This window comes from Pantoea sp. LMR881 (genome assembly GCF_027157825.1).
In the GTDB taxonomy this organism is placed as follows: Bacteria; Pseudomonadota; Gammaproteobacteria; order Enterobacterales; family Enterobacteriaceae; genus Pantoea; species Pantoea haifensis.
Genome location: NZ_JAPVOK010000002.1, coordinates 3,124,092 through 3,145,126 on the forward strand (window position 1 = coordinate 3,124,092; position 21,035 = coordinate 3,145,126).

Genomic DNA, 21,035 nt, shown 5'->3' on the forward strand with positions numbered 1-21,035 from the left:
CCTCTTTCCCGTAACGATAATGAAACCGTCCTGACAGAATGGCGCATCGCAATGTATTCGCGGGGCGCAAAAAATGAATGTTACCACTTTTCCCGCTAAAGCTTCATCCGGCATCCTTTCTCTGGCGACGAACATAGCAAAGCCATTGCGCCAAAAAAATCTCTTTTCATTCTGGATCGTTAACCTACCGAGACAGCTCACAAAATTGCACGTTAAGGGCTTAAAAGCGCAGAAAGTTCGTTTTTTTAAAGTGTCGGTCTGTAAGTCGCTGCGCCTAACGATTACCATGACGATTACTGGTATGGGCTGGCTTATGGATATCGAATGCGTTTTAAGGTTTCTTTTCTTCCTCTGATTGCTTTGCTTGCTGCCTGTAGCAGTAAGCCACAAACCCCGCAGCAAATGGCTGTTGAAACCGCGCCGAAAGGGGGATTTCTGTTAGAACCTTCCCATGCGGTTCAGCCGATGTTTGGCGACTTTGCAGGTAATCCTGCCGCAGAACAATTTATCGACCAAATGGTGGAAAAACACGGTTTTGACCGCCAACAACTGCACGCGGTGATTGGCCAGGCTAAACGTCTGGATTATGTTTTGCGCTTAATGGATCGTCAGGCACCCGCTTACACGCCGCCGAGCGGGCCTAACGGCGCCTGGATTCGCTACCGTAATAAATTCATCACCCCCGATAACGTGCAAAATGGCGTCGCTTTCTGGAATCAATACCAGGATGCGTTGCAACGTGCCCAGCAAGTTTATGGCGTACCGCCGGAAATTATCGTTGGGATCATTGGCGTGGAAACGCGCTGGGGCCGTGTGATGGGCAAAACCCGCATTTTGGATGCGCTGGCGACGCTCTCTTTTAATTATCCACGGCGTGCGGCTTACTTTAGTAGCGAGCTCGAAACGTTCCTGCTAATGGCGCGTAACGAACAAGACGATCCCTTGGATCTGCGCGGATCGTTTGCGGGTGCGATGGGGTACGGTCAGTTTATGCCGTCCTCTTATAAGGAATACGCTGTCGATTTCAACGGTGACGGTCATGCTAACCTGTGGGATCCGGTTGACGCTATTGGCAGCGTGGCACACTACTTTCAACAGCATGGCTGGAAAAGCGGACAGAACGTAGCGGTTCCGGCAAGTGGTCAGGCACCGCTTCTGGAGAATGGCTTCAAGACAAATTACAGCGTGAGTATGCTTGCCGCTTCAGGTTTGTCTCCGCAAGGGTCGCTGGATGGTAATAATCAGGTCAGCTTATTACGACTCGATTTAGGTACCAGCTATCAATACTGGTACGGCTTGCCTAATTTTTATGTGATTACGCGCTACAACCACAGTACGCATTATGCGATGGCGGTATGGCAGTTGGGTGAGGCGGTAAGTAAAGCACGTCAAGGATCGATGCTTTAATCGTTGTCCTTATGAAGTGTAAGGCTATATGATGGCGCCCTTTCGGCGTCATCATGTTTGCTGTAACACATTCTGGAGTGCTTATGTCTTTACCTGCTTGTCCACTTTGTCACGCTGATTACACCTGGCAAGAGGGTGATAATCTTAACTGTCCTTCTTGTGGGCACATCTGGAGCGAAAAAGAGGCTGAAAGCAGCCTTGATAAGTTAGTCGTGCATGATGCTAATGGCAATTTACTGGCTGACGGCGACAGCGTAACGGTAATCAAGGATCTGAAAGTGAAGGGAAGTTCTACTCCGCTGAAGATTGGCACTAAAGTAAAAGGCATCCGTTTAGTTGAGGGTGACCATAACATCGATTGTAAAATTGAGGGTTTTGGTCCGATGAAGCTTAAATCTGAATTTGTTAAAAAAAGCTGAGTTTGATTTAAGGGGCGCATTAACGCGCCCAAGCAGACGTTATCCGAAAAGTTGATCAATCGCTTCGCACTGCTGCTTGCTGAGCGTACCGCCATAATTGCGTGATACGCTGGTCATAGAATCGAAACGGTGCGATACGGCAGTCTTGATGGTTGTGACAAAATCATCTCCCAATGTATAGATCGCCATCAATTTGCCAATCTGCTGTTGAATACGCGCTAATTCGACCAGATTACCGCCGCGCCAGGCTTGCATTGCCTCCGCAAAAAGCTCTGGAACAATATTATTCAACCCAGATATGACGCCGGCTCCACCCGCCAGCAGATTCGGTAGCAGATACTCGTCATAGCCAGAGAGTACGGCAAAATCACTGCGCACCTTTTTCGTCTCTTCAATCAAAGCGCGATTGTGCGACAGGCAATCCACCGTATCTTTAATGCCGATAAAATTGGGCAGGCGAGCAGCTAAATCACTCATCAGTGCTGGGGTAAGATCGCATCCTGTACGAGCAGGAAAATTATAGGCAAACCATTTACCGCCCAGTTGCTTATCCAGTGTCTCAAAATAGTGTAAAAGTTGATTTTGCGTCTGGCCGTAGTAATAGGGCGGCAGAACCATTACTGCATCGAAGTCATTTTTCCAGGCTGCTTCTGCTAACTCAAGCATATCCGGCACACAAGTGCTGGAAATATTGACTACCATCTTTAGCGTTGACAGCGAACGCGCTTCACGTATCAGGAATAATTTTTCTTGCTGGGTCAGTGAGGCAAATTCGCCAATACTTCCCATTAATAACAGCGTATCAATACCTGATGTCGTCAGACGCGTAAAATGGCGTCCCAGAGCTTCGATGTCTACTTTGCCTTGGTTATCAAACGGCGTAACGGAAGGGCACCAAACGCCGGAGAAAGCTGATTGTGCTGTCATGAACAACTCCTGAATAGTCTTTGGTAAAATGAAACGCTGTTTTAAGTTAATGAGCTGTTAGCAGCCTTGCCACCGTTTCATACAAAAATGGAGCTGGCATCGCATTTTTTCGCGTTTTAACGCTCTTTTATAGCAGATGAGAAAAGAGGTGACGGTCAATTATGCAAGAGTGGGACCCCCAGCTGTATCGTCAGTTTGAAGCCGAAAGAACACGGCCGGCTAAAGAACTATTAGCGCGTGTTTCACAGCCTGACGTTCGCTATGTAACGGACTTAGGATGTGGTCCGGGAAACAGCACTGAATTGTTAGTTGATGCCTGGCCCCAGGCAAAAATTACCGGCCTGGACAGTTCAGAAGCCATGCTTAAACAGGCGCGTGAACGTCTGCCACAATGCACTTTTATTCATGCTGATATCCGAACCTGGCAACCTGATGTGCCACAGCAAGTCATTTATGCTAATGCTTCACTACACTGGGTAGAGGAGCACGCCACGCTTTTTCCGCATTTAGTCAGCCAGCTCGATTCAGCGGGAACGCTTGCTGTTCAAATGCCAGATAATCTTGATGAGCCTTCTCATCGACTGATGCGAGAGGTTGCTGAAAACAGTCGCCGGGACAGAGGATTAAGTACGCAACGGGATGAACGAAATCCGTTACTTACAGCCGAAAAATATTATGATTTGCTGACTCAGGCGGGATGTGAAGTTGATATCTGGCGTGCAACTTACTATCACGTGATGCCGGATGTACAGGCTATTGTCACCTGGCTGCAATCCACAGGATTACGGCCTTTTCTGGCTCCGCTTAATCGTGCAGAACAAACAGATTATTTGCAGGCTTACCATGAACAATTGCTGGCAGCTTATCCGCCACAAGCAGATGGTCGGGTTTTGCTGGCTTTCCCGCGTCTTTTCATCGTCGCGATGAAAAAAGGTTAAAGACATTGCAACCCCGTGCACAAATTGCTGTTAATTGAGGGAAAATACCTTGAAAAACGGCATTTTTTACCCCACGTTCAGCTGGCGGGTGACAGGAGATAAACGATGAATGACCAGCAATTGATGCGGCTTAGTGCTGAAATTGGTAATCGATTGAAACAGCAAAAGGCGACAGTAACGTGCGCTGAGTCGTGTACTGGCGGCTGGATCGCTAAAGTATTTACGGACGTCAGCGGCAGTTCGGCCTGGTTTGAACGTGGATTCGTAACCTACAGTAATGAAGCTAAACAGGAACTGGTCAATGTTCAGGCTGAATCATTAGCGCAGCACGGTGCGGTGAGCGAAACCGTTGTGCGCGAAATGGCTTTAGGCGCGCAACATGCTGCGCGAGCAGACTATGCTGTTTCAGTCAGCGGTATTGCCGGGCCCGATGGTGGCAGTGCGGAAAAACCAACAGGAACAGTCTGGTTCGGATTTGCTGCACCTCAAGGAAATGTAAGCACTTTTTGCCAGCATTTTACCGGTGACCGTGAAGCCGTGCGTCGCCAGTCAGTGGCCTGGGCATTACAGAAATTACATGATGAATTTCTGACAAATTAAGCTTGATACTGTATGACTATACAGTATAATTGTCAGCAACAGAAAGAGAGCAGGCACCGTGTGTGCGTGTTTTTCCCCGGCATGATTAGGAGTAGAAATGGCAATTGACGAAAACAAACAGAAGGCTTTAGCTGCCGCGCTGGGCCAGATTGAGAAACAGTTTGGTAAAGGCTCCATCATGCGTTTGGGTGAAGACCGCTCAATGGATGTAGAGACCATTTCCACTGGCTCACTCTCTCTGGATATCGCGTTGGGCGCTGGTGGCCTGCCAATGGGGCGTATCGTCGAGATTTACGGTCCTGAATCCTCTGGTAAAACGACGCTGACCTTACAGGTTATCGCCGCGGCACAGCGCAAAGGCAAAACCTGTGCCTTTATCGATGCAGAGCATGCGCTTGATCCTGTCTATGCGAAAAAGCTGGGCGTGGATATCGATAATCTGCTGTGTTCACAACCTGATACCGGTGAGCAGGCGTTAGAGATTTGTGATGCGCTGGCGCGTTCTGGTGCAGTTGACGTTATTATCGTTGACTCCGTTGCTGCGCTGACGCCAAAAGCGGAAATTGAAGGTGAAATTGGTGACTCACATATGGGCCTTGCGGCACGTATGATGAGCCAGGCGATGCGTAAGCTGGCGGGTAACCTGAAGCAGTCAAATACCCTGCTGATTTTCATCAACCAGATCCGTATGAAAATTGGTGTGATGTTTGGTAACCCGGAAACCACTACTGGTGGTAACGCGCTGAAATTCTATGCTTCTGTTCGCCTTGATATCCGTCGCATCGGCGCGATCAAAGAAGGCGATAACGTGGTGGGCAGTGAAACACGTGTTAAAGTGGTGAAAAACAAAATCGCTGCGCCATTCAAGCAGGCTGAGTTCCAGATCATGTACGGCGAAGGCATCAACACCTTTGGTGAACTGGTTGATTTGGGCGTGAAGCACAAGCTAATTGAGAAAGCGGGTGCGTGGTATAGCTACAATGGCGATAAGATCGGTCAGGGTAAAGCGAACGCCAGCAATTTCCTGAAGGAAAATGCTGCCGTGGCCAACGAAATCGATCAGAAGCTGCGTGATATGCTGCTTAACAGCAGCGGTGAAACTGGCCCAGCGGATTTTTCTGCGGACGATGTTGAAAACGCTGCTAGCGAAGCTAACGAAGACTTCTAATATGATTGCGGGAGTGGAGAAATCCACTCCCGTTTGTTTTTCCCGCCTCTCTGTGTCTTTCATCTACTCTTTTCTGCCGCCATAATTCCCCCCGTTTGCAAAAGGTGAGCAGTATGTCTGAACAACCTCAACCACAAGTCATCACTTTTTCTCGTTTGCTTGATCGTGCAATGCGCATATTGACGCAGCGGGATCACAGCCGTGAAGAACTGAAGCGCAAACTGCAGCAGTCAGCACAACGCGCAGCCTGGATGCAGCAAAAAACGCCTGACGTTATTACCGATGAACAAATGGATAAGGTGCTGGACTGGTGCCAGGAAAACGGCTGGTTAAACGATGAGCGTTTCACTGAGCGTTTTATTCAAAGCCGCAGTCGCAAAGGTTATGGTTCACAACGTATACGACTGGAACTCACGCAAAAGGGAATTGAACGTGAGGCTATTGATATAGCGATGCAAGAGACCAGCATTGACTGGGCGCAATGTGCCTTCCAACTTGCAGAGCGTAAATTCGGCCTCCCTTTACCCAAAGAATGGAAAGAAAAAGCTAAAGTGCAGCGATTTTTGCAGTCGAAAGGCTTTTTAATGGAAGATATTCAGGCCGTTTTTAGAAATTTTGATGGTCAGGAGCCGATGTAATTTTACTTCCCACTGAAGAAAATTTATCTTATTCCCACTTTTTGTTCCGCTGAACATGTAAGCCGTGCGGATGCGGCTTACCTGAGGAGACGGAACGTTCGTTAGCGTGATTCAGGATATTTATGAGCAAGAGCACTGCTGAGATCCGTCAAGCGTTTCTCGACTTTTTTCATAGCAAGGGACATCAGGTTGTAACCAGCAGCTCCCTCGTACCGAATAACGATCCGACGTTGCTGTTTACCAACGCCGGTATGAACCAGTTTAAAGATGTTTTCCTTGGACAAGATAAGCGTGAATATTCACGAGCGACGACCTCGCAACGCTGTGTGCGCGCCGGTGGTAAGCACAACGATCTGGAAAACGTAGGTTACACTGCACGCCATCATACTTTTTTTGAGATGTTGGGTAACTTCAGTTTTGGTGACTACTTCAAGAAAGAAGCGATTGCGTTTGCCTGGGAACTGTTAACGAGCGAGCAGTGGTTTAAGCTGCCGAAAGAACGTTTGTGGGTAACAATTTATGAAACGGATGATGAAGCCTACGACATTTGGGCTAATGACATCGGCGTTCCACACGAACGTATAATCCGTATCGGTGATAACAAAGGCAGTGCTTACGCTTCAGATAACTTCTGGCAAATGGGCGATACCGGTCCGTGCGGTCCGTGCAGTGAAATATTCTACGATCATGGCGATCATATTTGGGGTGGCCCGCCAGGAAGCCCGGAAGAAGATGGCGATCGCTACATTGAGATCTGGAATATCGTCTTTATGCAGTTTAATCGCCAGGCCGATGGCACAATGCTGCCGTTACCCAAGCCTTCTGTTGATACTGGTATGGGGCTTGAGCGGATTTCTGCCGTTCTGCAACACGTTAATTCTAACTATGAAATCGACCTGTTCCATAAACTGATTCAGGCTGTCGCTAACGTGACTGGCGCTACCGATCTCGACAATAAATCATTGCGTGTTATTGCCGATCATATTCGCTCTTGTGCCTTCCTGGTGGCAGATGGTGTTATTCCTTCCAATGAAAATCGTGGCTATGTATTGCGTCGCATCATTCGTCGCGCTGTACGTCATGGCAACATGCTGGGCGCTAAAGAGGCATTCTTCTATAAGCTGGTCGCACCATTGATTGATGTTATGGGTGCTGCGGGTGAAGAGCTGGCACGCCAGAAAACGCAAGTAGAGAATGTACTGAAAAGCGAAGAAGAGCAGTTTGCTAAAACGCTTGAGCGCGGCCTGGCATTGTTGGACGAAGAGCTGGCTCGTCTTCAGGGTGACACGTTAGACGGCGAAACGGTTTTCCGTCTTTATGACACCTTCGGTTTCCCTGCTGACTTAACGGCAGACGTCTGCCGTGAGCGTAATTTGAAGATCGATGAAGCGGGCTTCGAAAAAGCGATGGAACAGCAGCGTCAACGCGCGCGTGAGGCCAGTGGATTTGGCGCTGACTATAGTAACGTTATTCACATTGACGCAGCCTCTGCTTTCAAAGGTTACGAACAACTGGATCTGGCTGCGACAGTCAAAGCACTGTATGTAGCAGGCGAAGCCGTTGACGTTATCGAGGCTGGTCAGGATGCCGTGGTTGTTTTGGATGAAACACCTTTTTATGGTGAGTCTGGCGGCCAGGTTGGTGATACCGGCATACTTAAAGGGAAGAATGCTGAATTTACTGTGCAGGACACACAAAAATATGGTCAGGCGATTGGTCATATCGGTAAGCTGGTAACAGGTCAATTGCGCATTGGCGATCGACTGGAAGCAGAAGTTGATGCAGTGCGACGTGCGCGTATTCGCTTGAATCACTCAGCCACCCACTTACTGCATGCTGCACTGCGTCAGGTTTTAGGTGATCATGTGGCGCAGAAGGGCTCACTGGTAAACGATAAATATCTTCGTTTCGATTTCTCGCACTTTGAAGCGATGAAACCGCATGAAATTCGTCAGGTCGAAGATATCGTCAATGCTCAGGTTCGTCGCAATTTGCCGGTCGAAACTGAAGTGATGGAGCTTGAAGCAGCGAAATCTAAAGGTGCAATGGCCTTGTTTGGTGAGAAATATGACCAGCAAGTGCGTGTACTGACGATGGGTGATTTTTCTGTAGAGCTGTGCGGCGGAACTCACGCGGCTCGTACGGGAGATATCGGGCTTTTCCGTATTCAGGCTGAATCGGGTACAGCAGCAGGCGTGCGCCGCATCGAAGCGGTGACGGGGGAAAGTGCTCTGGCGCAGGTCAATGCACAAACCAGTCAACTGAATGACATTGCTCAGCTTGTTAAAGCGAACAGTGCTAACCTGAACGAGAAAGTCCGCGGTCTGGTTGATCATGTGCGTGCACTAGAAAAAGAGTTGCAGCAGCTACGCGATCAACAGGCAGCACAGGAAAGTGCTTCATTAAGTAGTCAGGCCGTAGATGTAAAAGGGGCTAAGCTGCTTGTGAGCGAGCTGAGTAACGTGGAGCCGAAAATGCTGCGCACCATGGTAGATGATCTGAAAAATCAGCTAGGCTCGGCTGTGATTGTTCTGGCTACAGTGTCTGACGGCAAAGTTTCGCTGATTGCTGGCGTCACTAAAGATCTGACCGATCGCGTCAAAGCAGGGGAGTTGATCGCGGGGCTGGCACAACAGGTTGGCGGTAAAGGCGGCGGACGTCCAGATATGGCGCAAGCAGGCGGTACCGATGTTACTGCTCTCAAAGGCGCGCTGGCCAGTGTTGAGGCATGGGTTTCCAGCCACTTGTAATGAAATAAAACAATACATCGTGATAAGCGTCAGAACTGTTGTTCCGGCGCTTTTTCATACGATGTCACCCATGTAATGACAAAGTCAGGTTGATGTAGTGTATTTCGGCTAAACTAACTATCAGCAGAATGTATTGGCGCATCGATGTACATTGGTGTATTCCTCATAGTCAATGTTCAGCGTTTAATGATGGATAATGCCGGGAGTCCGAACAAGCCCGACTCTTTTAATCTTTCAAGGAGCAAAGAATGCTTATTCTAACTCGTCGAGTTGGTGAAACCCTCATGATTGGTGATGAGGTGACTGTAACGGTGCTGGGTGTTAAAGGTAACCAGGTTCGCATCGGTGTTAATGCGCCGAAGGAAGTGTCTGTACATCGCGAAGAGATTTATCAACGCATCCAGGCCGAAAAAACACAGCAAACGAGCGTTTAACGGATTCAGCGTCTCGCATTTCTGCGAGGCGCTACCGCTTTCACACCAATTCTCCGCTTTTCTTAACTGTCCAAATTCTCTTTTTTGTTAACCTGAACAACCTTTCTTTGTTGATTATTCACTCTTTTTGTCTTGATTTTATGCTAATTGGCTGTCATTTGTTCAAACAGACAAAAGGCGGGAAAAATTTGTTTGACTTATAAGTGCGGGAAAGTAATATGTGCGCCACGCAGTGCCGATGAGCGGTTACAAAGTTCAGAAGCACAGTTCGGAAGAACGCGTAAGGTGAGGTGGCCGAGAGGCTGAAGGCGCTCCCCTGCTAAGGGAGTATACGGTCAAAAGCTGTATCGAGGGTTCGAATCCCTCCCTCACCGCCATTTTCCGATGCATCCGTAGCTCAGCTGGATAGAGTACTCGGCTACGAACCGAGCGGTCGGAGGTTCGAATCCTCCCGGATGCACCATATTTTTGAATATGGAAATGTATTCACGGTCTGTATGACACGTTATATCGTCAGCAGCGCCGGAGTGGTCTGGGCGTAAGCCAGATGATTTTCCTGAATACATGGCCGGAAATAAAGTTGTTGTGAATAGGTCGTTCCTGTCATGGTGAGTAGTTAGCACCCTGCGTTGTACAAGAATTTTTAAATGCATCCGTAGCTCAGCTGGATAGAGTACTCGGCTACGAACCGAGCGGTCGGAGGTTCGAATCCTCCCGGATGCACCATATCTTCGGATATGGAAAAGTGTTCCCGGTCTGACATGGCAAGTTGTACCGCCAGCCAGCACCAGGGTGGATAACGTTGCTTTAGCAACGGCCCAAAGGGCGAGGCGTAAGCCGAGTAATCCTCCCGGATGCACCATTCTTCGTATCATTCCCAGGTTGATTTCTGAAAGTCCATTAAAAACGATTTCCCGATGCATCCGTAGCTCAGCTGGATAGAGTACTCGGCTACGAACCGAGCGGTCGGAGGTTCGAATCCTCCCGGATGCACCATATTTTCGGATATGGAAAAGTGTTCCCGGTCTGACATGGCAAGTTGTACCGCCAGCCAGCACCAGGGTGGATAACGTTGCTTTAGCAACGGCAAGGCGCAAGCCGGGTTATGCAGATTTGCTGCATCAACACATCTCCATTGCTTCAGTTATTCCCCCGTTTTACCGATGCATCCGTAGCTCAGCTGGATAGAGTACTCGGCTACGAACCGAGCGGTCGGAGGTTCGAATCCTCCCGGATGCACCATATCTTCGGATATGAAAAAGCATTCCCGGTCTGACATGACAAGTTGTAGCGCCAGCCAGCATCAGGGTGGATAACGTTGCTTTAGCAACGGCCCGAAGGGCGAGGCGTAAGCCGGGTAATCCTACCGGATACACCATCTCTTTAGAGATAAAAGAGTGTTTCCAGTCTGATATGATCTGCTGTACCGCCAGACAGCATCAGGGTTGATAACGTCGCTTCAGCCACGGCCCGCAGGGCTAGTCATCCTCCCGAATGCACCTTCTCTCTTCAAAAGCTTGTGCCGACAAACTTCTTCATTAAAAAATTAAAACATCTTCTCCCGCTTTTCTCTGCCGAAAACATTCACATCGCTTTCCCTGTAAATCTTCAGATTGTTAAAAATCGCAGCCTTTCCGAAAGGTTATGTTCAGTTTCGCATCATCACCTTTATCTGAAAACGAAAATTGCTAATGCTTTCAAAGCATTTGCTGTTCATGTCACCTGGCGACAACCTGGGCGCATTAAGCTAAAGTAATGTCTTATTTGTTCAAAGTCCGGAGTGACAATGTACGATCAATATGACGCCCTGATTTTCGATATGGACGGCACCATTCTTGACACCGAGCCGACACATCGAAAAGCGTGGCATCAGGTACTGGCGCGTTATGGACTTACGCTGGATGAAGCTCGCATGGTTGATTTCAATGGCGCACCGAGTTGGCGACTGGCCCAGTTTATTGTTGAAACAAATCAATCGACTCACGATCCTTATCTCCTTGCAGCTGAGAAGAGTGCCGCAGTAAAAGCCATGTTACTGGAAAATGTACGTCCACTTCCTTTAATGGATGTGGTGAAGGCTTATCATGGTCGTCGTCCGATGGCGGTGGGCACCGGCAGCGAACACAGCATGGCTGATGCATTGCTGAATCACCTGAACGTACGCAGTCTCTTTACCGCCGTGGTGGGGGCTGATGACGTACAACGCCATAAACCTGAACCCGACACTTTTTTACGCTGCGCTGAACTGATGGGTGTAGCGCCGGAACGTTGTGTTGTTTTCGAAGACGCCGATTTTGGTGTGCAGGCGGCAAAAGCAGCTGGTATGGATGTCGTTGATGTTCGCTTATTGTGAGTGAAATCCTTGCTTACGCTTCCTTGTTTGGCAGCAGTTTCTTAAGCGCGACGCTTCTTCCAGGAAGCTCTGAAGCACTGCTGATTGCATTACTGATGGCTCAAAAGGCATCAGTGTATGGGTTGATTGTGGCTGCATCGTTGGGAAACACCTTCGGCGGCTTAACTAACCTTCTTATTGGTCGCTTACTGCCGCTAAAGCGCCAGGGGCGATGGCATGACACAGCAATGACGTGGTTGAACCGATTAGGACCTGCAGCACTGTTATTTAGCTGGTTGCCAGTGGTGGGTGATTTGCTATGCGTTCTCGCTGGCTGGTTACGCTTCGCCTGGCTCCCGACAATGCTGTTTCTTGCTGTTGGTAAAACACTGCGTTATATCGTTATCGCGACCGCCACATTACAGGGCATGCAATGGTGGCATTGATTCGCACAGATTCGAGGCTACGGTTAACATTATGCTGAACAAAAATAAATTATTCTCACAGCGGGAGGTTAATGTGATCCCGGACGTATCAAAGGCGCTCTCCTGGTTAGAAGCGCATCCTAATGCCTTGAAAGGTATTGGGCGTGGCATCGAACGTGAAACATTGCGAGTACAGCCGAATGGCCATCTTGCTGAAAGCGGACATCCTGAATCTTTAGGATCTGCGCTCAAGCATGACTGGATCACCACTGATTTTGCTGAAACGCTGCTTGAATTTATCACGCCGGTCGATCACAGCATCGATCATATGCTGACTGTTTTACGCGATATTCATCGTCACGTTGCCCGTGAGTTGGGTGAAGAACGCATGTGGCCATTTAGCATGCCATGCGTGATTGAAGACGCGGACAAAATTGAATTAGCCCAATATGGCAAATCCAATATTGGCCGAATGAAAACGCTGTATCGTGAAGGGTTAAAAAACCGTTATGGCGCGCTGATGCAAACCATTTCTGGCATTCATTATAACTTTTCGCTGCCGCTGTCTTTCTGGCAAGAGTGGGCCGATGTAAAAGATGTTGAGAGCGGTAAAGAAACCATCTCCGCAGGCTATTTGCGCCTGATCCGCAACTACTATCGCTTCGGCTGGGTTATTCCTTATCTGTTTGGTGCCTCACCTGCCATTAGCTCTAGTTTCTTGCAGGGGCGCGAAAGTGCGTTGCCGTTCGAAACCAATGACAAAGAGATGTTATGGCTGCCTTACGCCACCTCTCTGCGTCTGAGCGATCTCGGTTATACCAACAAATCACAAAGCTCGCTCGGCATTACGTTTAATTCGCTGGAAGGTTACGTCTCAGCACTGAAGAAGGCGATCAAAACGCCGTCAGACGAATTTGCCGAGATGGGCACCAGGGATGCAGACGGTAACTGGCTTCAGCTCAATACAAACGTATTGCAGATTGAGAACGAGCTTTATGCCCCTATTCGTCCAAAACGTGTCACACGTTCAGGTGAGGCACCATCAGATGCGCTGCTGCGTGGTGGCATTGAATATATCGAAGTGCGTTCGCTTGATATCAATCCGTTCTCCGCAATCGGCGTGGATGAAAATCAGGTACGCTTCCTCGATCTGTTCCTGATTTGGTGTACGCTGGCAGATGCGCCCGAAATGAGTGCTGAAGAGTTGCAATGCAATCGTAAAAACTGGAACCGTGTCGTACTGGAAGGCCGCAAACCCGGACAAAAAATTGAAGTGGGCTGCGGTGAAGCGGAGCATTCATTGCAGGAAGTAGGTAAAACGCTGTTTGCAGACTTGCGTCGTGTGGCGGAGGTATTGGACAGCAATCAGGGCAGCACGCAATATCAACAAGTGTGCGACCAACTGGTGGCATCGTTTGATGATCCTGAGCTAACCTATTCGGCGCGCATTCTTAATGCCATGAAAGAGGATGGCGTAACCGGAACCGGTGTGGCTTTAGCAGAGCAGTATCGTCATTTACTGTGTGAAGAGCCGTTAGAAGTGCTGAGTGAAGATGATTTCTCGCGTCAGGCGAAAGCATCTCTCCTGGCACAGCAGCAGCTTGAAGCGAGCGATACGTTGGATTTTGAAGCCTATCTGGCCAGCCGGGAAGGTTAAAAAGAAAAAGGCCACATCAATGTGGCCAAATTAACATCTCTGTTGTCAGGGATGATGATAACAAATGCGCGTCTTTCATATATTCAGACGTTGGGCGAACAGAAAAGTTTCATCGTTTTAAAAAAATTCTCAGAACAGGAGGTGACGTAATGCCACTACTGGATAGTTTTACTGTTGATCATACCATCATGGCCGCGCCCGCAGTGCGTGTAGCGAAGACCATGAAGACGCCGCATGGCGATACGATTACCGTTTTTGACCTGCGTTTCTGTCGACCCAATAAAGAAATTCTCACTGAGCGTGGCATTCACACGCTTGAGCATCTCTTCGCAGGATTTATGCGCAACCACCTGAATGGTGAAGGCGTGGAAATCGTCGATATTTCGCCAATGGGCTGCCGCACCGGTTTCTACATGAGTTTGATCGGTACGCCAGATGAGCAGCGCGTTGCTAAAGCGTGGAAAGGCGCAATGGAAGATGTTCTGAAGGTAAAAGATCAGAATCAAATCCCAGAGCTTAACGAATATCAGTGTGGCAGCTATAAGCTGCACTCGCTGGATGAGGCACAACAGATCGCTCGCAACGTATTAGCCCATGATATTGGTGTGAACTACAATGACGACCTGAAACTGCCAGAAGCGAAGCTGCAGGAATTGCATATTTAGTTTTTGCCGTAAGCTGCAAACAAAAACGCCGCTAAGATGCGGCGTTTTTGCTTTATGAACCGACAGAAGATTTTAACGGCGTTTGTGGTGTAATACGCACCTGTTTCACCATGTTGTCCTGTACATCCAGGATATCAATATCGTAGTGCTCAATCTGTATACGTGTATTAATTTCAGGGATCTCTTCTAACGCTTCCAGTAACATGCCATTGATGGTGCGCGCTTCCTGCTCTGGCAGATGCCAGTTGAATGCTTTATTGATTTCACGCACGCTGGCGCTGCCTTCAATCAATACCGAACCATCATTTTGCGGCATCACTTCTTCCGCCAGTGAAGGCGACATAGAGGTGGTGAAGTCACCAACAATCTCTTCCAGAATATCCTCAATAGTGACTAAACCTTTAATGTCACCATATTCATCCACCACCAGGCCAGCCTTCTTCTTGTTGCGCTGAAATTTAACCAACTGAATATTTAAAGGCGTGCCTTCAGGCACATAGTAAATTTCATCGGCAGCACGCAGCAGCGTCTCTTTGGTGAACTCTTTCTTCTCCGTCATCATGCGCCAGGCTTCACGTACGCGCAGCATGCCCACGCAATCATCCAGCGAATCACGAAACAGAACGATGCGACCGTGCGGTGAGTGGCTAAGCTGACGCACAACTGATTTCCAGTCATCGTTGATGTTAATGCCAACAATGTCATTGCGCGGCACCATAATGTCATCCACGCTGACTTTTTCCAGATCGAGTACTGACAGCAGCATATCCTGATTACGGCGCGACATAACATTGCGCGACTCGTAAACAATGGTACGCAGTTCTTCTTTGCTTAATGCCGAGCTGATCGAACCGTCAGTTTTGATGCCCACTACGCGCATTAAAATACGGGTAATAGAGTTCAGCAACCAAACCAGCGGCAACATGACGTATTGCAAGGGACCGAGCAGTACGCTGCTGGGGTAGGCCACTTTATCCGGGTAGAGCGCCGCGACAGTTTTTGGCAGCACCTCGGCAAAAATCAGCACCACAAACGTCAACACGCCGGTAGCGATAGCAACACCAGCATCGCCATACAGGCGCATCCCGACAATGGTAGCAAGGGATGAAGCAAGAATATTGACCAGGTTGTTGCCAATCAGTACCAGACTGATCAGCCGATCGGGGCGTCGTAACAATCTTTCGACGCGGCGGGCGGCACGATGGCCATTTTTCGCCTGATGGCGCAGTTTATAGCGATTGAGTGTCATCATGCCGGTTTCTGACCCTGAAAAATAAGCCGAAACCAGAACCATAATGATTAACGTAACAATCAGCGTGGTGGTTGAAACATGTTCCAACGCAGAACTTCCTTAATTAGCGAGGCGTGTGAATGAGAAGGTGCTGTACAATGCGACTGCCGAAGTAAGCCATAGTTAACAGCAGCGCGCCACCACAGTTGAACCAGACAACACGACGACCGCGCCAACCCTCATGATAATGACCCCAAAGCAAAACGATATAGACGAACCAGGCGATAATAGAAAGCACCGCTTTATCGAGATTCTCAGCACTAAACAGGTTGTGCATATAAAACAGGCCTGTGCACAACACCAGCGTTAATAACACCACGCCGACCTGAGTAATGTGAAACATCTTGCGCTCGATAGTGAGTAGCGGCGGCATATCTTGCGTGAACGCCAGTTTTTTATTTTTTAACTGATAATCGATCCAGGCCAGTTGCAGTGCATAAAGCGCCGCAATGATTAGCGTAGCATAGGCGAACAGCGACAGGCCGATATGAATCATCATACCCGGCGTGGTTTCCAGGTGGGTAATAAAGGCGTTGGGTACAAAAGTAGCAAAGGCCAAATTGATTAAGGCAAAGCTGTAAACAATAGGCAGCAGCAGCCAGCCACGATTGCGCGAAGCCACGATAGTCATGATTGAGCAGATGAGTAAACTCACCAGCGAGCCAATATTCAGCAGGCTCAGGTTCTGTCCATCGTCGACGGCAAAAATGCGCTGTTGCAATGCGACCGCGTGAGTAATTAGCGCCACGCAGGCAGAAAGCACCGCCATTCGCCGCCAGCCACTGTTACGTTTCAACAAGCTGGGGATGATCAATGCAAGGCTCAGAGAGTAGGCGAACAGCGCCACTAGTGCGAAAACGGACATAGATCCTTTCAGGTATCAGTCAGATATAAGGAAAAAAGCAGTATAGCGCCAGCAGCAGCTGGCTCCAAACGATCTGAGGGGCAATTGCAGAGATCGCTGATGCTTCGTGTTATAATCCGCCGCATTCTGCCGATCAGGCGCCTCGCGATTTTTTTAAGTGAGAGACAATGTTTGATAATTTGACCGATCGTTTGTCGCAAACCCTGCGCAATATCAGTGGCCGCGGAAGGCTCACTGAAGAAAACATTAAAGACACGCTGCGTGAAGTCCGCATGGCGTTACTCGAAGCTGACGTTGCCCTGCCGGTCGTACGTGAGTTTATTAACCGCGTAAAAGAGAGCGCGGTAGGCCATGACGTTAACAAAAGCCTGACGCCTGGCCAGGAATTCATCAAAATCGTTCGCAATGAATTAGTCGCGGCGATGGGCGCTGAAAACAACGCGCTGGATTTAGCTGCACAGCCGCCTGCGGTGGTGCTGATGGCGGGTTTGCAGGGTGCGGGTAAAACCACCAGCGTCGGGAAACTGGGCAAATTCCTGCGTGAAAAGCACAAAAAGAAAGTGCTGGTTGTTTCCGCTGACGTTTACCGTCCGGCAGCCATCAAACAGCTTGAAACGCTGGCACAGCAGGTTGGCGTCGATTTCTGTCCTTCCGATCTCTCGCAGAAACCGGTCGACATCGTTAATAACGCGCTGAAAGAAGCCAGACTGAAGTTTTACGACGTGCTGCTGGTGGATACCGCCGGCCGTCTGCACGTTGATGAAGCGATGATGGACGAAATCAAACAGGTTCATGCCGCCATCAATCCGGTTGAAACGCTGTTTGTGGTTGACGCCATGACCGGCCAGGATGCCGCTAATACAGCTAAAGCATTTAACGAAGCACTGCCGTTGACCGGTGTGATCCTGACGAAAGTCGATGGTGATGCGCGCGGTGGTGCGGCATTGTCAATTCGTCATATTACCGGCAAGCCCATCAAATTCATGGGTGTGGGTGAAAAGACCGAGGCGCTGGAGCCGTTTTATCCCGAGCGCATTGCATCACGTATCCTCGGTATGGGTGATGTGCTGTCGCTGATTGAGGATATCGAAAGCAAAGTCGATCGCGAACAGGCAGAAAAGTTAGCCAAAAAGCTGAAGACGGGCGATGGATTTGATCTTAACGACTTCCTGGAACAGCTGAAGCAGATGCGCAATATGGGCGGCATGGCAAGCCTGATGGGCAAACTGCCGGGCATGGGCCAACTGCCGGATAACGTTAAATCACAAATGGACGACAAAGTGCTGGTGCGCATGGAGGCCATCATCAATTCCATGACGCGCAAAGAGCGTGAAAAGCCAGAAATCATTAAAGGTTCGCGTAAACGTCGTATCGCGACCGGTTCAGGTATGCAGGTGCAGGATGTCAATCGCTTACTTAAGCAGTTCGACGATATGCAGCGTATGATGAAGAAAATGAAGAAGGGCGGCATGGCAAAAATGATGCGTGGTATGAAAGGTATGATGCCGCCAGGTTTCCCGGGACGTTAATCGTTCCACAAAAAAGTCGGAAAGAAGTGCTCACAGGTTGCTTTTTGCGCCAAAATGAGTAAAATTTTCGGGCTTTTTATACAGCACCCGGACCCCGTTCCTCGATGGGGGCCGGGTGTTTTATTAACTGAAGAGGATGTTATGGTAACAATTCGTTTGGCACGTCACGGCGCAAAAAAGCGTCCGTTCTATCAGGTCGTCGTTACTGACAGCCGCAATGCACGCAACGGTCGCTTCATCGAGCGCGTAGGTTTCTTCAACCCGATCGCTTCTGGTCAGGCTGAAGGTCTGCGTCTGGACCTCGACCGCATCGAGCACTGGGTTGGCCAGGGCGCAACGCTTTCTGATCGCGTTAACGCGCTGATCAAAGAAGCAAAAAAGCAGCTTAATCTGTCACGGTGGTGAGCATGAGCAAACAACTTGCCGCACAGCCTCCAGTTAAACCCATTGTTTTGGGTAAGATGGGGGCAGCTTACGGCATCCGCGGTTGGCTCAAAGTGTTTTCCTCCACTGAAGACGCTGAAAGCATCTTCGACTACCAACCCTGGTTTATTCAGCGTGCCGGTAAATGGCAGCCGATCGAACTGGAAAGTTGGAAGCACCATAATCAGGATCTGATCATCAAAGTCAAAGGCATTGACGATCGTGATGCTGCGGCCCAGTTAACCAATTGCGAAATTATGGTTGACTCGACGCAGTTGCCTGCGCTGGACGAAGGCGACTATTACTGGAAAGACCTTATGGGTTGCCGGGTAGTTAACCTCGACGGCTACGAAATGGGTAAAGTCATTGACATGATGGAAACCGGCTCGAACGACGTGCTTGTCGTTAAGGCAAACCTGAAAGATGCATTCGGTGTACAGGAGCGGTTGATTCCGTTTCTTGATGAACAGGTTATCAAGAAAGTCGATCTCTCTACTGGTCTCATTGAAGTAGATTGGGATCCTGGTTTTTGATCTCCGAATCAAACGGTAACGTAACGGCGAATACAATGTGGATTGGTGTTATTAGCCTGTTTCCAGAAATGTTTCGCGCTATTACCGATTACGGGGTAACTGGCCGGGCAGTAAAAAATGGCCTGCTCAACATTCAAAGCTGGAGTCCACGCGACTTCGCGCACGACCGGCACCGTACCGTGGATGATCGTCCTTACGGCGGCGGACCGGGAATGTTGATGATGGTACAACCCTTACGGGATGCCATCTCCGCAGCGAAAGCAGCGGCGGGAGACGGAGCCAGGGTGATTTATCTTTCACCTCAGGGGCGCAAACTCGACCAACAGGGCGTTTGCGAGCTGGCGACACAGAACAAATTAATTCTGGTCTGTGGGCGCTACGAAGGGATTGATGAGCGCGTAATCCAAACCGAAATTGATGAAGAATGGTCAATCGGCGATTACGTACTCAGCGGTGGGGAACTGCCAGCAATGACATTGATTGACTCAGTCGCCCGGTTTATCCCAGGTGTGCTGGGTAAGCAAGCGTCAGCCGATGAGGATTCGTTCTCGGAAGGTTTGCTGGATTGTCCACACTACACCCGACCTGAAGTGTTAGAAGGCATGGAAGTCCCGGCAGTATTACTGTCTGGAAACCATGCTGATATTCGCCGTTGGCGCCTGAAACAGTCGCTAGGCCGTACCTGGCTAAGAAGACCTGAACTTCTGGAAAACCTGGCTCTGACTGAAGAGCAAGCAAGGTTGCTAAAGGAATTCAAACGTGAATTTCAGCAGCAACAAAACGATGATGTGGAAGAGTAATCTTCCCCGACTATCAGTTTACCCAGGATAAGAGATTTAATTATGAGCAACATTATCAAGCAAATTGAACAAGAGCAGATGAAACAGGACGTACCTTCCTTCCGTCCGGGTGATTCCGTGGAAGTGAAAGTATGGGTCGTTGAAGGTTCTAAAAAACGTCTGCAGGCATTCGAGGGCGTGGTTATCGCTATTCGTAACCGCGGTCTGCATTCTGCATTCACTGTTCGCAAGATTTCTAACGGCGAAGGCGTTGAGCGTGTTTTCCAGACTCACTCACCAGTCATTGACAGTATCACTGTTAAACGTCGTGGCGCTGTGCGTAAAGCCAAACTGTACTACCTGCGTGAGCGTACTGGTAAGTCTGCTCGTATCAAAGAGCGTCTTAACTAAGGTATCGCTAACGCGACATCTAAAAGTTAATAGCAAACAAGGGGTTGGCGTGATGCCAGCCCCTTTTTTATACCGTGCGTAATGTTGCCTGATATCCTGTTTTTCAGGATGGACGGTGAAAGTGATAAATTGCCGTATTGACCGGGCTGCTGTCTAAAACGATCAATCCGTAACGATAATCTATAAACTGTCCGCCACATTTTTCTGCCACCGCTCTGCTTGCTTTATTCTCTTCCGCAGCAAGAATTTCAATCACTTTTGCGTCTGGCCGTTTAAAGCCAATATCAAGCAGATGCATAACGGCACGGCTGGCAATACCGTTGCCCTGAGCATCGCTACGAACCCAATAGCCTATCGCACTGAAATCGCCGGGGTGACGTGGAAAGCGGATACCTGCACCGCCCAGCAGCCGATCATGTTTATCCACAATGGCAAACTCTTCTGCTTCACCTTTTTCTCTTTGCCACTGGGTAAAGGCAATCCAGCTGGCCGCTTCATGTTCCTGATAATCGACATGTGCCCAAACCATCCACGGCAATAAAGTATCGAGCGAACCGTTTACCGCGGCGGCAAAAGCAGGCGTGTCATTAACGTGAAAAGGGCGCAAATTGATGTCAGGAAAGCGATTCAAGGGAGGGTTCTCCTTAAAATTTGGATGCTATCGCCCAGCTTAACAAATCAGGCAATGAAAAGAAGGTGGCTTGGTGTAAATTAAATTATACACTATTTGTGGATGTGCACGACTCTTCTTTTTGATAAAAATAATTAAATAACAATACTTTATATAACAACTTTGAACTCAAATCCCCAGAGGGAAAGAAAACTGTACATTATTAATTGCATC

General features: G+C 49.0%; 22 protein-coding genes and 5 tRNA genes. 23 read left to right on the forward strand and 4 right to left on the reverse strand.

What is annotated here, in order from left to right; all coding sequences use genetic code 11:
* Positions 1-73: 73 nt before the first annotated feature.
* From O3W44_RS16525 to O3W44_RS16535, 3 genes are all read left to right on the forward strand, one after another.
* Positions 74-355, forward strand: coding sequence for a hypothetical protein (locus O3W44_RS16525; RefSeq protein WP_269293897.1), 282 nt, complete (start codon positions 74-76; stop codon positions 353-355).
* A complete protein-coding gene (gene mltB, locus O3W44_RS16530; RefSeq protein WP_269293898.1) occupies positions 325-1,407 on the forward strand; it encodes a lytic murein transglycosylase B in 1,083 nt (360 codons plus the stop codon). The genes O3W44_RS16525 and mltB overlap by 31 nt, the downstream gene beginning before the upstream one ends.
* An 83-nt stretch (positions 1,408-1,490) precedes the next feature.
* Positions 1,491-1,826 (forward strand): zinc ribbon domain-containing protein YjdM, encoded by a 336-nt coding sequence (locus tag O3W44_RS16535; protein ID WP_269293899.1) that lies wholly within the window; start codon positions 1,491-1,493, stop codon positions 1,824-1,826.
* A gap of 39 nt (positions 1,827-1,865) precedes the next feature.
* Here O3W44_RS16535 and O3W44_RS16540 read toward each other — a convergent pair whose 3' ends face one another.
* Positions 1,866-2,753, reverse strand: coding sequence for a dihydrodipicolinate synthase family protein (locus tag O3W44_RS16540; RefSeq protein ID WP_269293900.1), 888 nt, complete (start codon positions 2,751-2,753; stop codon positions 1,866-1,868).
* 161 nt (positions 2,754-2,914) lie between these two features.
* Between O3W44_RS16540 and tam the strand changes: the two genes are divergently transcribed.
* The 15 genes from tam (at position 2,915) to luxS (ending at position 14,360) form a co-directional block, all read left to right on the forward strand.
* On the forward strand, positions 2,915-3,691 hold the full coding sequence (gene tam / locus O3W44_RS16545) for a trans-aconitate 2-methyltransferase (protein ID WP_269293901.1): 777 nt from the start codon (positions 2,915-2,917) through the stop codon (positions 3,689-3,691).
* Between the two features lie 105 nt (positions 3,692-3,796).
* Positions 3,797-4,291, forward strand: coding sequence for a nicotinamide-nucleotide amidase (gene pncC, locus O3W44_RS16550; protein WP_269293902.1), 495 nt, complete (start codon positions 3,797-3,799; stop codon positions 4,289-4,291).
* A gap of 97 nt (positions 4,292-4,388) precedes the next feature.
* On the forward strand, positions 4,389-5,459 hold the full coding sequence (recA, locus tag O3W44_RS16555; protein ID WP_269293904.1) for a recombinase RecA: 1,071 nt from the start codon (positions 4,389-4,391) through the stop codon (positions 5,457-5,459).
* Between the two features lie 113 nt (positions 5,460-5,572).
* Entirely contained in the window at positions 5,573-6,097 is a 525-nt protein-coding gene (locus O3W44_RS16560) for a regulatory protein RecX (protein WP_269293905.1), read from the forward strand.
* A gap of 122 nt (positions 6,098-6,219) precedes the next feature.
* Positions 6,220-8,847: an alanine--tRNA ligase gene (gene alaS / locus O3W44_RS16565; protein ID WP_269293906.1), complete on the forward strand. Its 2,628-nt coding sequence runs from the start codon at positions 6,220-6,222 to the stop codon at positions 8,845-8,847.
* A gap of 248 nt (positions 8,848-9,095) precedes the next feature.
* Positions 9,096-9,281 carry a carbon storage regulator CsrA gene (gene csrA / locus O3W44_RS16570; RefSeq protein WP_008927091.1) on the forward strand — a complete coding sequence of 62 codons (186 nt, stop codon included), beginning with the start codon at positions 9,096-9,098 and terminating at the stop codon, positions 9,279-9,281.
* A 284-nt stretch (positions 9,282-9,565) separates the two neighbouring features.
* Positions 9,566-9,658, forward strand: a tRNA-Ser gene (locus O3W44_RS16575).
* Positions 9,659-9,667: 9 nt separating this feature from the next.
* A tRNA-Arg gene (locus O3W44_RS16580) sits at positions 9,668-9,744 on the forward strand.
* Positions 9,745-9,930: 186 nt separating this feature from the next.
* Positions 9,931-10,007 (forward strand) — tRNA-Arg (locus tag O3W44_RS16585).
* Between the two features lie 193 nt (positions 10,008-10,200).
* Positions 10,201-10,277: transfer RNA gene (locus O3W44_RS16590), tRNA-Arg, on the forward strand.
* 169 nt (positions 10,278-10,446) lie between these two features.
* A tRNA-Arg gene (locus tag O3W44_RS16595) sits at positions 10,447-10,523 on the forward strand.
* 544 nt (positions 10,524-11,067) lie between these two features.
* A complete protein-coding gene (gene yqaB, locus O3W44_RS16600; protein ID WP_269293907.1) occupies positions 11,068-11,634 on the forward strand; it encodes a fructose-1-phosphate/6-phosphogluconate phosphatase in 567 nt (188 codons plus the stop codon).
* A complete protein-coding gene (locus tag O3W44_RS16605; protein WP_269293908.1) occupies positions 11,631-12,059 on the forward strand; it encodes a YqaA family protein in 429 nt (142 codons plus the stop codon). Before yqaB ends, O3W44_RS16605 begins: the two co-directional genes overlap by 4 nt.
* 31 nt (positions 12,060-12,090) lie before the next feature.
* Positions 12,091-13,695 carry a glutamate--cysteine ligase gene (gene gshA, locus O3W44_RS16610; RefSeq protein WP_269293909.1) on the forward strand — a complete coding sequence of 535 codons (1,605 nt, stop codon included), beginning with the start codon at positions 12,091-12,093 and terminating at the stop codon, positions 13,693-13,695.
* A 149-nt stretch (positions 13,696-13,844) separates the two neighbouring features.
* Entirely contained in the window at positions 13,845-14,360 is a 516-nt protein-coding gene (gene luxS, locus O3W44_RS16615) for an S-ribosylhomocysteine lyase (protein ID WP_269293910.1), read from the forward strand.
* 52 nt (positions 14,361-14,412) lie between these two features.
* On the opposite strand, the gene O3W44_RS16620 is transcribed toward luxS, so the two are convergent.
* Positions 14,413-15,699 carry an HlyC/CorC family transporter gene (locus O3W44_RS16620; protein WP_269293912.1) on the reverse strand — a complete coding sequence of 429 codons (1,287 nt, stop codon included), beginning with the start codon at positions 15,697-15,699 and terminating at the stop codon, positions 14,413-14,415.
* A 16-nt stretch (positions 15,700-15,715) separates the two neighbouring features.
* Positions 15,716-16,516, reverse strand: coding sequence for a cytochrome C assembly family protein (locus tag O3W44_RS16625; protein WP_269293913.1), 801 nt, complete (start codon positions 16,514-16,516; stop codon positions 15,716-15,718).
* 167 nt (positions 16,517-16,683) lie between these two features.
* Here O3W44_RS16625 and ffh point away from each other — a divergent pair, with 167 nt between their 5' ends.
* The 5 genes from ffh (at position 16,684) to rplS (ending at position 20,191) form a co-directional block, all read left to right on the forward strand.
* Positions 16,684-18,045, forward strand: a complete 1,362-nt coding sequence (ffh, locus tag O3W44_RS16630) for a signal recognition particle protein (RefSeq protein WP_269293914.1) — start codon at positions 16,684-16,686, stop codon at positions 18,043-18,045.
* 141 nt (positions 18,046-18,186) lie between these two features.
* Positions 18,187-18,450, forward strand: coding sequence for a 30S ribosomal protein S16 (rpsP, locus tag O3W44_RS16635; protein WP_269293915.1), 264 nt, complete (start codon positions 18,187-18,189; stop codon positions 18,448-18,450).
* Positions 18,451-18,452: 2 nt separating this feature from the next.
* Positions 18,453-19,001 (forward strand): ribosome maturation factor RimM, encoded by a 549-nt coding sequence (gene rimM, locus O3W44_RS16640; protein ID WP_269293917.1) that lies wholly within the window; start codon positions 18,453-18,455, stop codon positions 18,999-19,001.
* Positions 19,002-19,036: 35 nt separating this feature from the next.
* Positions 19,037-19,801, forward strand: coding sequence for a tRNA (guanosine(37)-N1)-methyltransferase TrmD (gene trmD / locus O3W44_RS16645; RefSeq protein WP_269294468.1), 765 nt, complete (start codon positions 19,037-19,039; stop codon positions 19,799-19,801).
* A gap of 42 nt (positions 19,802-19,843) precedes the next feature.
* On the forward strand, positions 19,844-20,191 hold the full coding sequence (gene rplS, locus O3W44_RS16650) for a 50S ribosomal protein L19 (protein ID WP_031374778.1): 348 nt from the start codon (positions 19,844-19,846) through the stop codon (positions 20,189-20,191).
* Positions 20,192-20,294: 103 nt separating this feature from the next.
* On the opposite strand, the gene O3W44_RS16655 is transcribed toward rplS, so the two are convergent.
* A complete protein-coding gene (locus tag O3W44_RS16655; RefSeq protein WP_269293918.1) occupies positions 20,295-20,822 on the reverse strand; it encodes a GNAT family N-acetyltransferase in 528 nt (175 codons plus the stop codon).
* Between the last annotated feature and the right edge of the window lie 213 nt (positions 20,823-21,035).

Excerpts from the sequence above, each read along its gene's own strand:
- rimM (WP_269293917.1), top strand. The coding sequence starts at position 18,453 with ATGAGCAAACAACTTGCCGCACAGCCTCCAGTTAAACCCATTGTTTTG.
- O3W44_RS16625 (WP_269293913.1), bottom strand. The coding sequence starts at position 16,516 with ATGTCCGTTTTCGCACTAGTGGCGCTGTTCGCCTACTCTCTGAGCCTT.
- alaS (WP_269293906.1), top strand. The coding sequence starts at position 6,220 with ATGAGCAAGAGCACTGCTGAGATCCGTCAAGCGTTTCTCGACTTTTTT.
- mltB (WP_269293898.1), top strand. The coding sequence starts at position 325 with ATGCGTTTTAAGGTTTCTTTTCTTCCTCTGATTGCTTTGCTTGCTGCC.
- O3W44_RS16560 (WP_269293905.1), top strand. The coding sequence starts at position 5,573 with ATGTCTGAACAACCTCAACCACAAGTCATCACTTTTTCTCGTTTGCTT.
- csrA (WP_008927091.1), top strand. The coding sequence starts at position 9,096 with ATGCTTATTCTAACTCGTCGAGTTGGTGAAACCCTCATGATTGGTGAT.
- gshA (WP_269293909.1), top strand. The coding sequence starts at position 12,091 with ATGCTGAACAAAAATAAATTATTCTCACAGCGGGAGGTTAATGTGATC.
- pncC (WP_269293902.1), top strand. The coding sequence starts at position 3,797 with ATGAATGACCAGCAATTGATGCGGCTTAGTGCTGAAATTGGTAATCGA.
- ffh (WP_269293914.1), top strand. The coding sequence starts at position 16,684 with ATGTTTGATAATTTGACCGATCGTTTGTCGCAAACCCTGCGCAATATC.
- rpsP (WP_269293915.1), top strand. The coding sequence starts at position 18,187 with ATGGTAACAATTCGTTTGGCACGTCACGGCGCAAAAAAGCGTCCGTTC.
- rplS (WP_031374778.1), top strand. The coding sequence starts at position 19,844 with ATGAGCAACATTATCAAGCAAATTGAACAAGAGCAGATGAAACAGGAC.
- luxS (WP_269293910.1), top strand. The coding sequence starts at position 13,845 with ATGCCACTACTGGATAGTTTTACTGTTGATCATACCATCATGGCCGCG.
- O3W44_RS16540 (WP_269293900.1), bottom strand. The coding sequence starts at position 2,753 with ATGACAGCACAATCAGCTTTCTCCGGCGTTTGGTGCCCTTCCGTTACG.
- yqaB (WP_269293907.1), top strand. The coding sequence starts at position 11,068 with ATGTACGATCAATATGACGCCCTGATTTTCGATATGGACGGCACCATT.
- O3W44_RS16535 (WP_269293899.1), top strand. The coding sequence starts at position 1,491 with ATGTCTTTACCTGCTTGTCCACTTTGTCACGCTGATTACACCTGGCAA.
- tam (WP_269293901.1), top strand. The coding sequence starts at position 2,915 with ATGCAAGAGTGGGACCCCCAGCTGTATCGTCAGTTTGAAGCCGAAAGA.
- trmD (WP_269294468.1), top strand. The coding sequence starts at position 19,037 with ATGTGGATTGGTGTTATTAGCCTGTTTCCAGAAATGTTTCGCGCTATT.
- O3W44_RS16525 (WP_269293897.1), top strand. The coding sequence starts at position 74 with ATGAATGTTACCACTTTTCCCGCTAAAGCTTCATCCGGCATCCTTTCT.
- recA (WP_269293904.1), top strand. The coding sequence starts at position 4,389 with ATGGCAATTGACGAAAACAAACAGAAGGCTTTAGCTGCCGCGCTGGGC.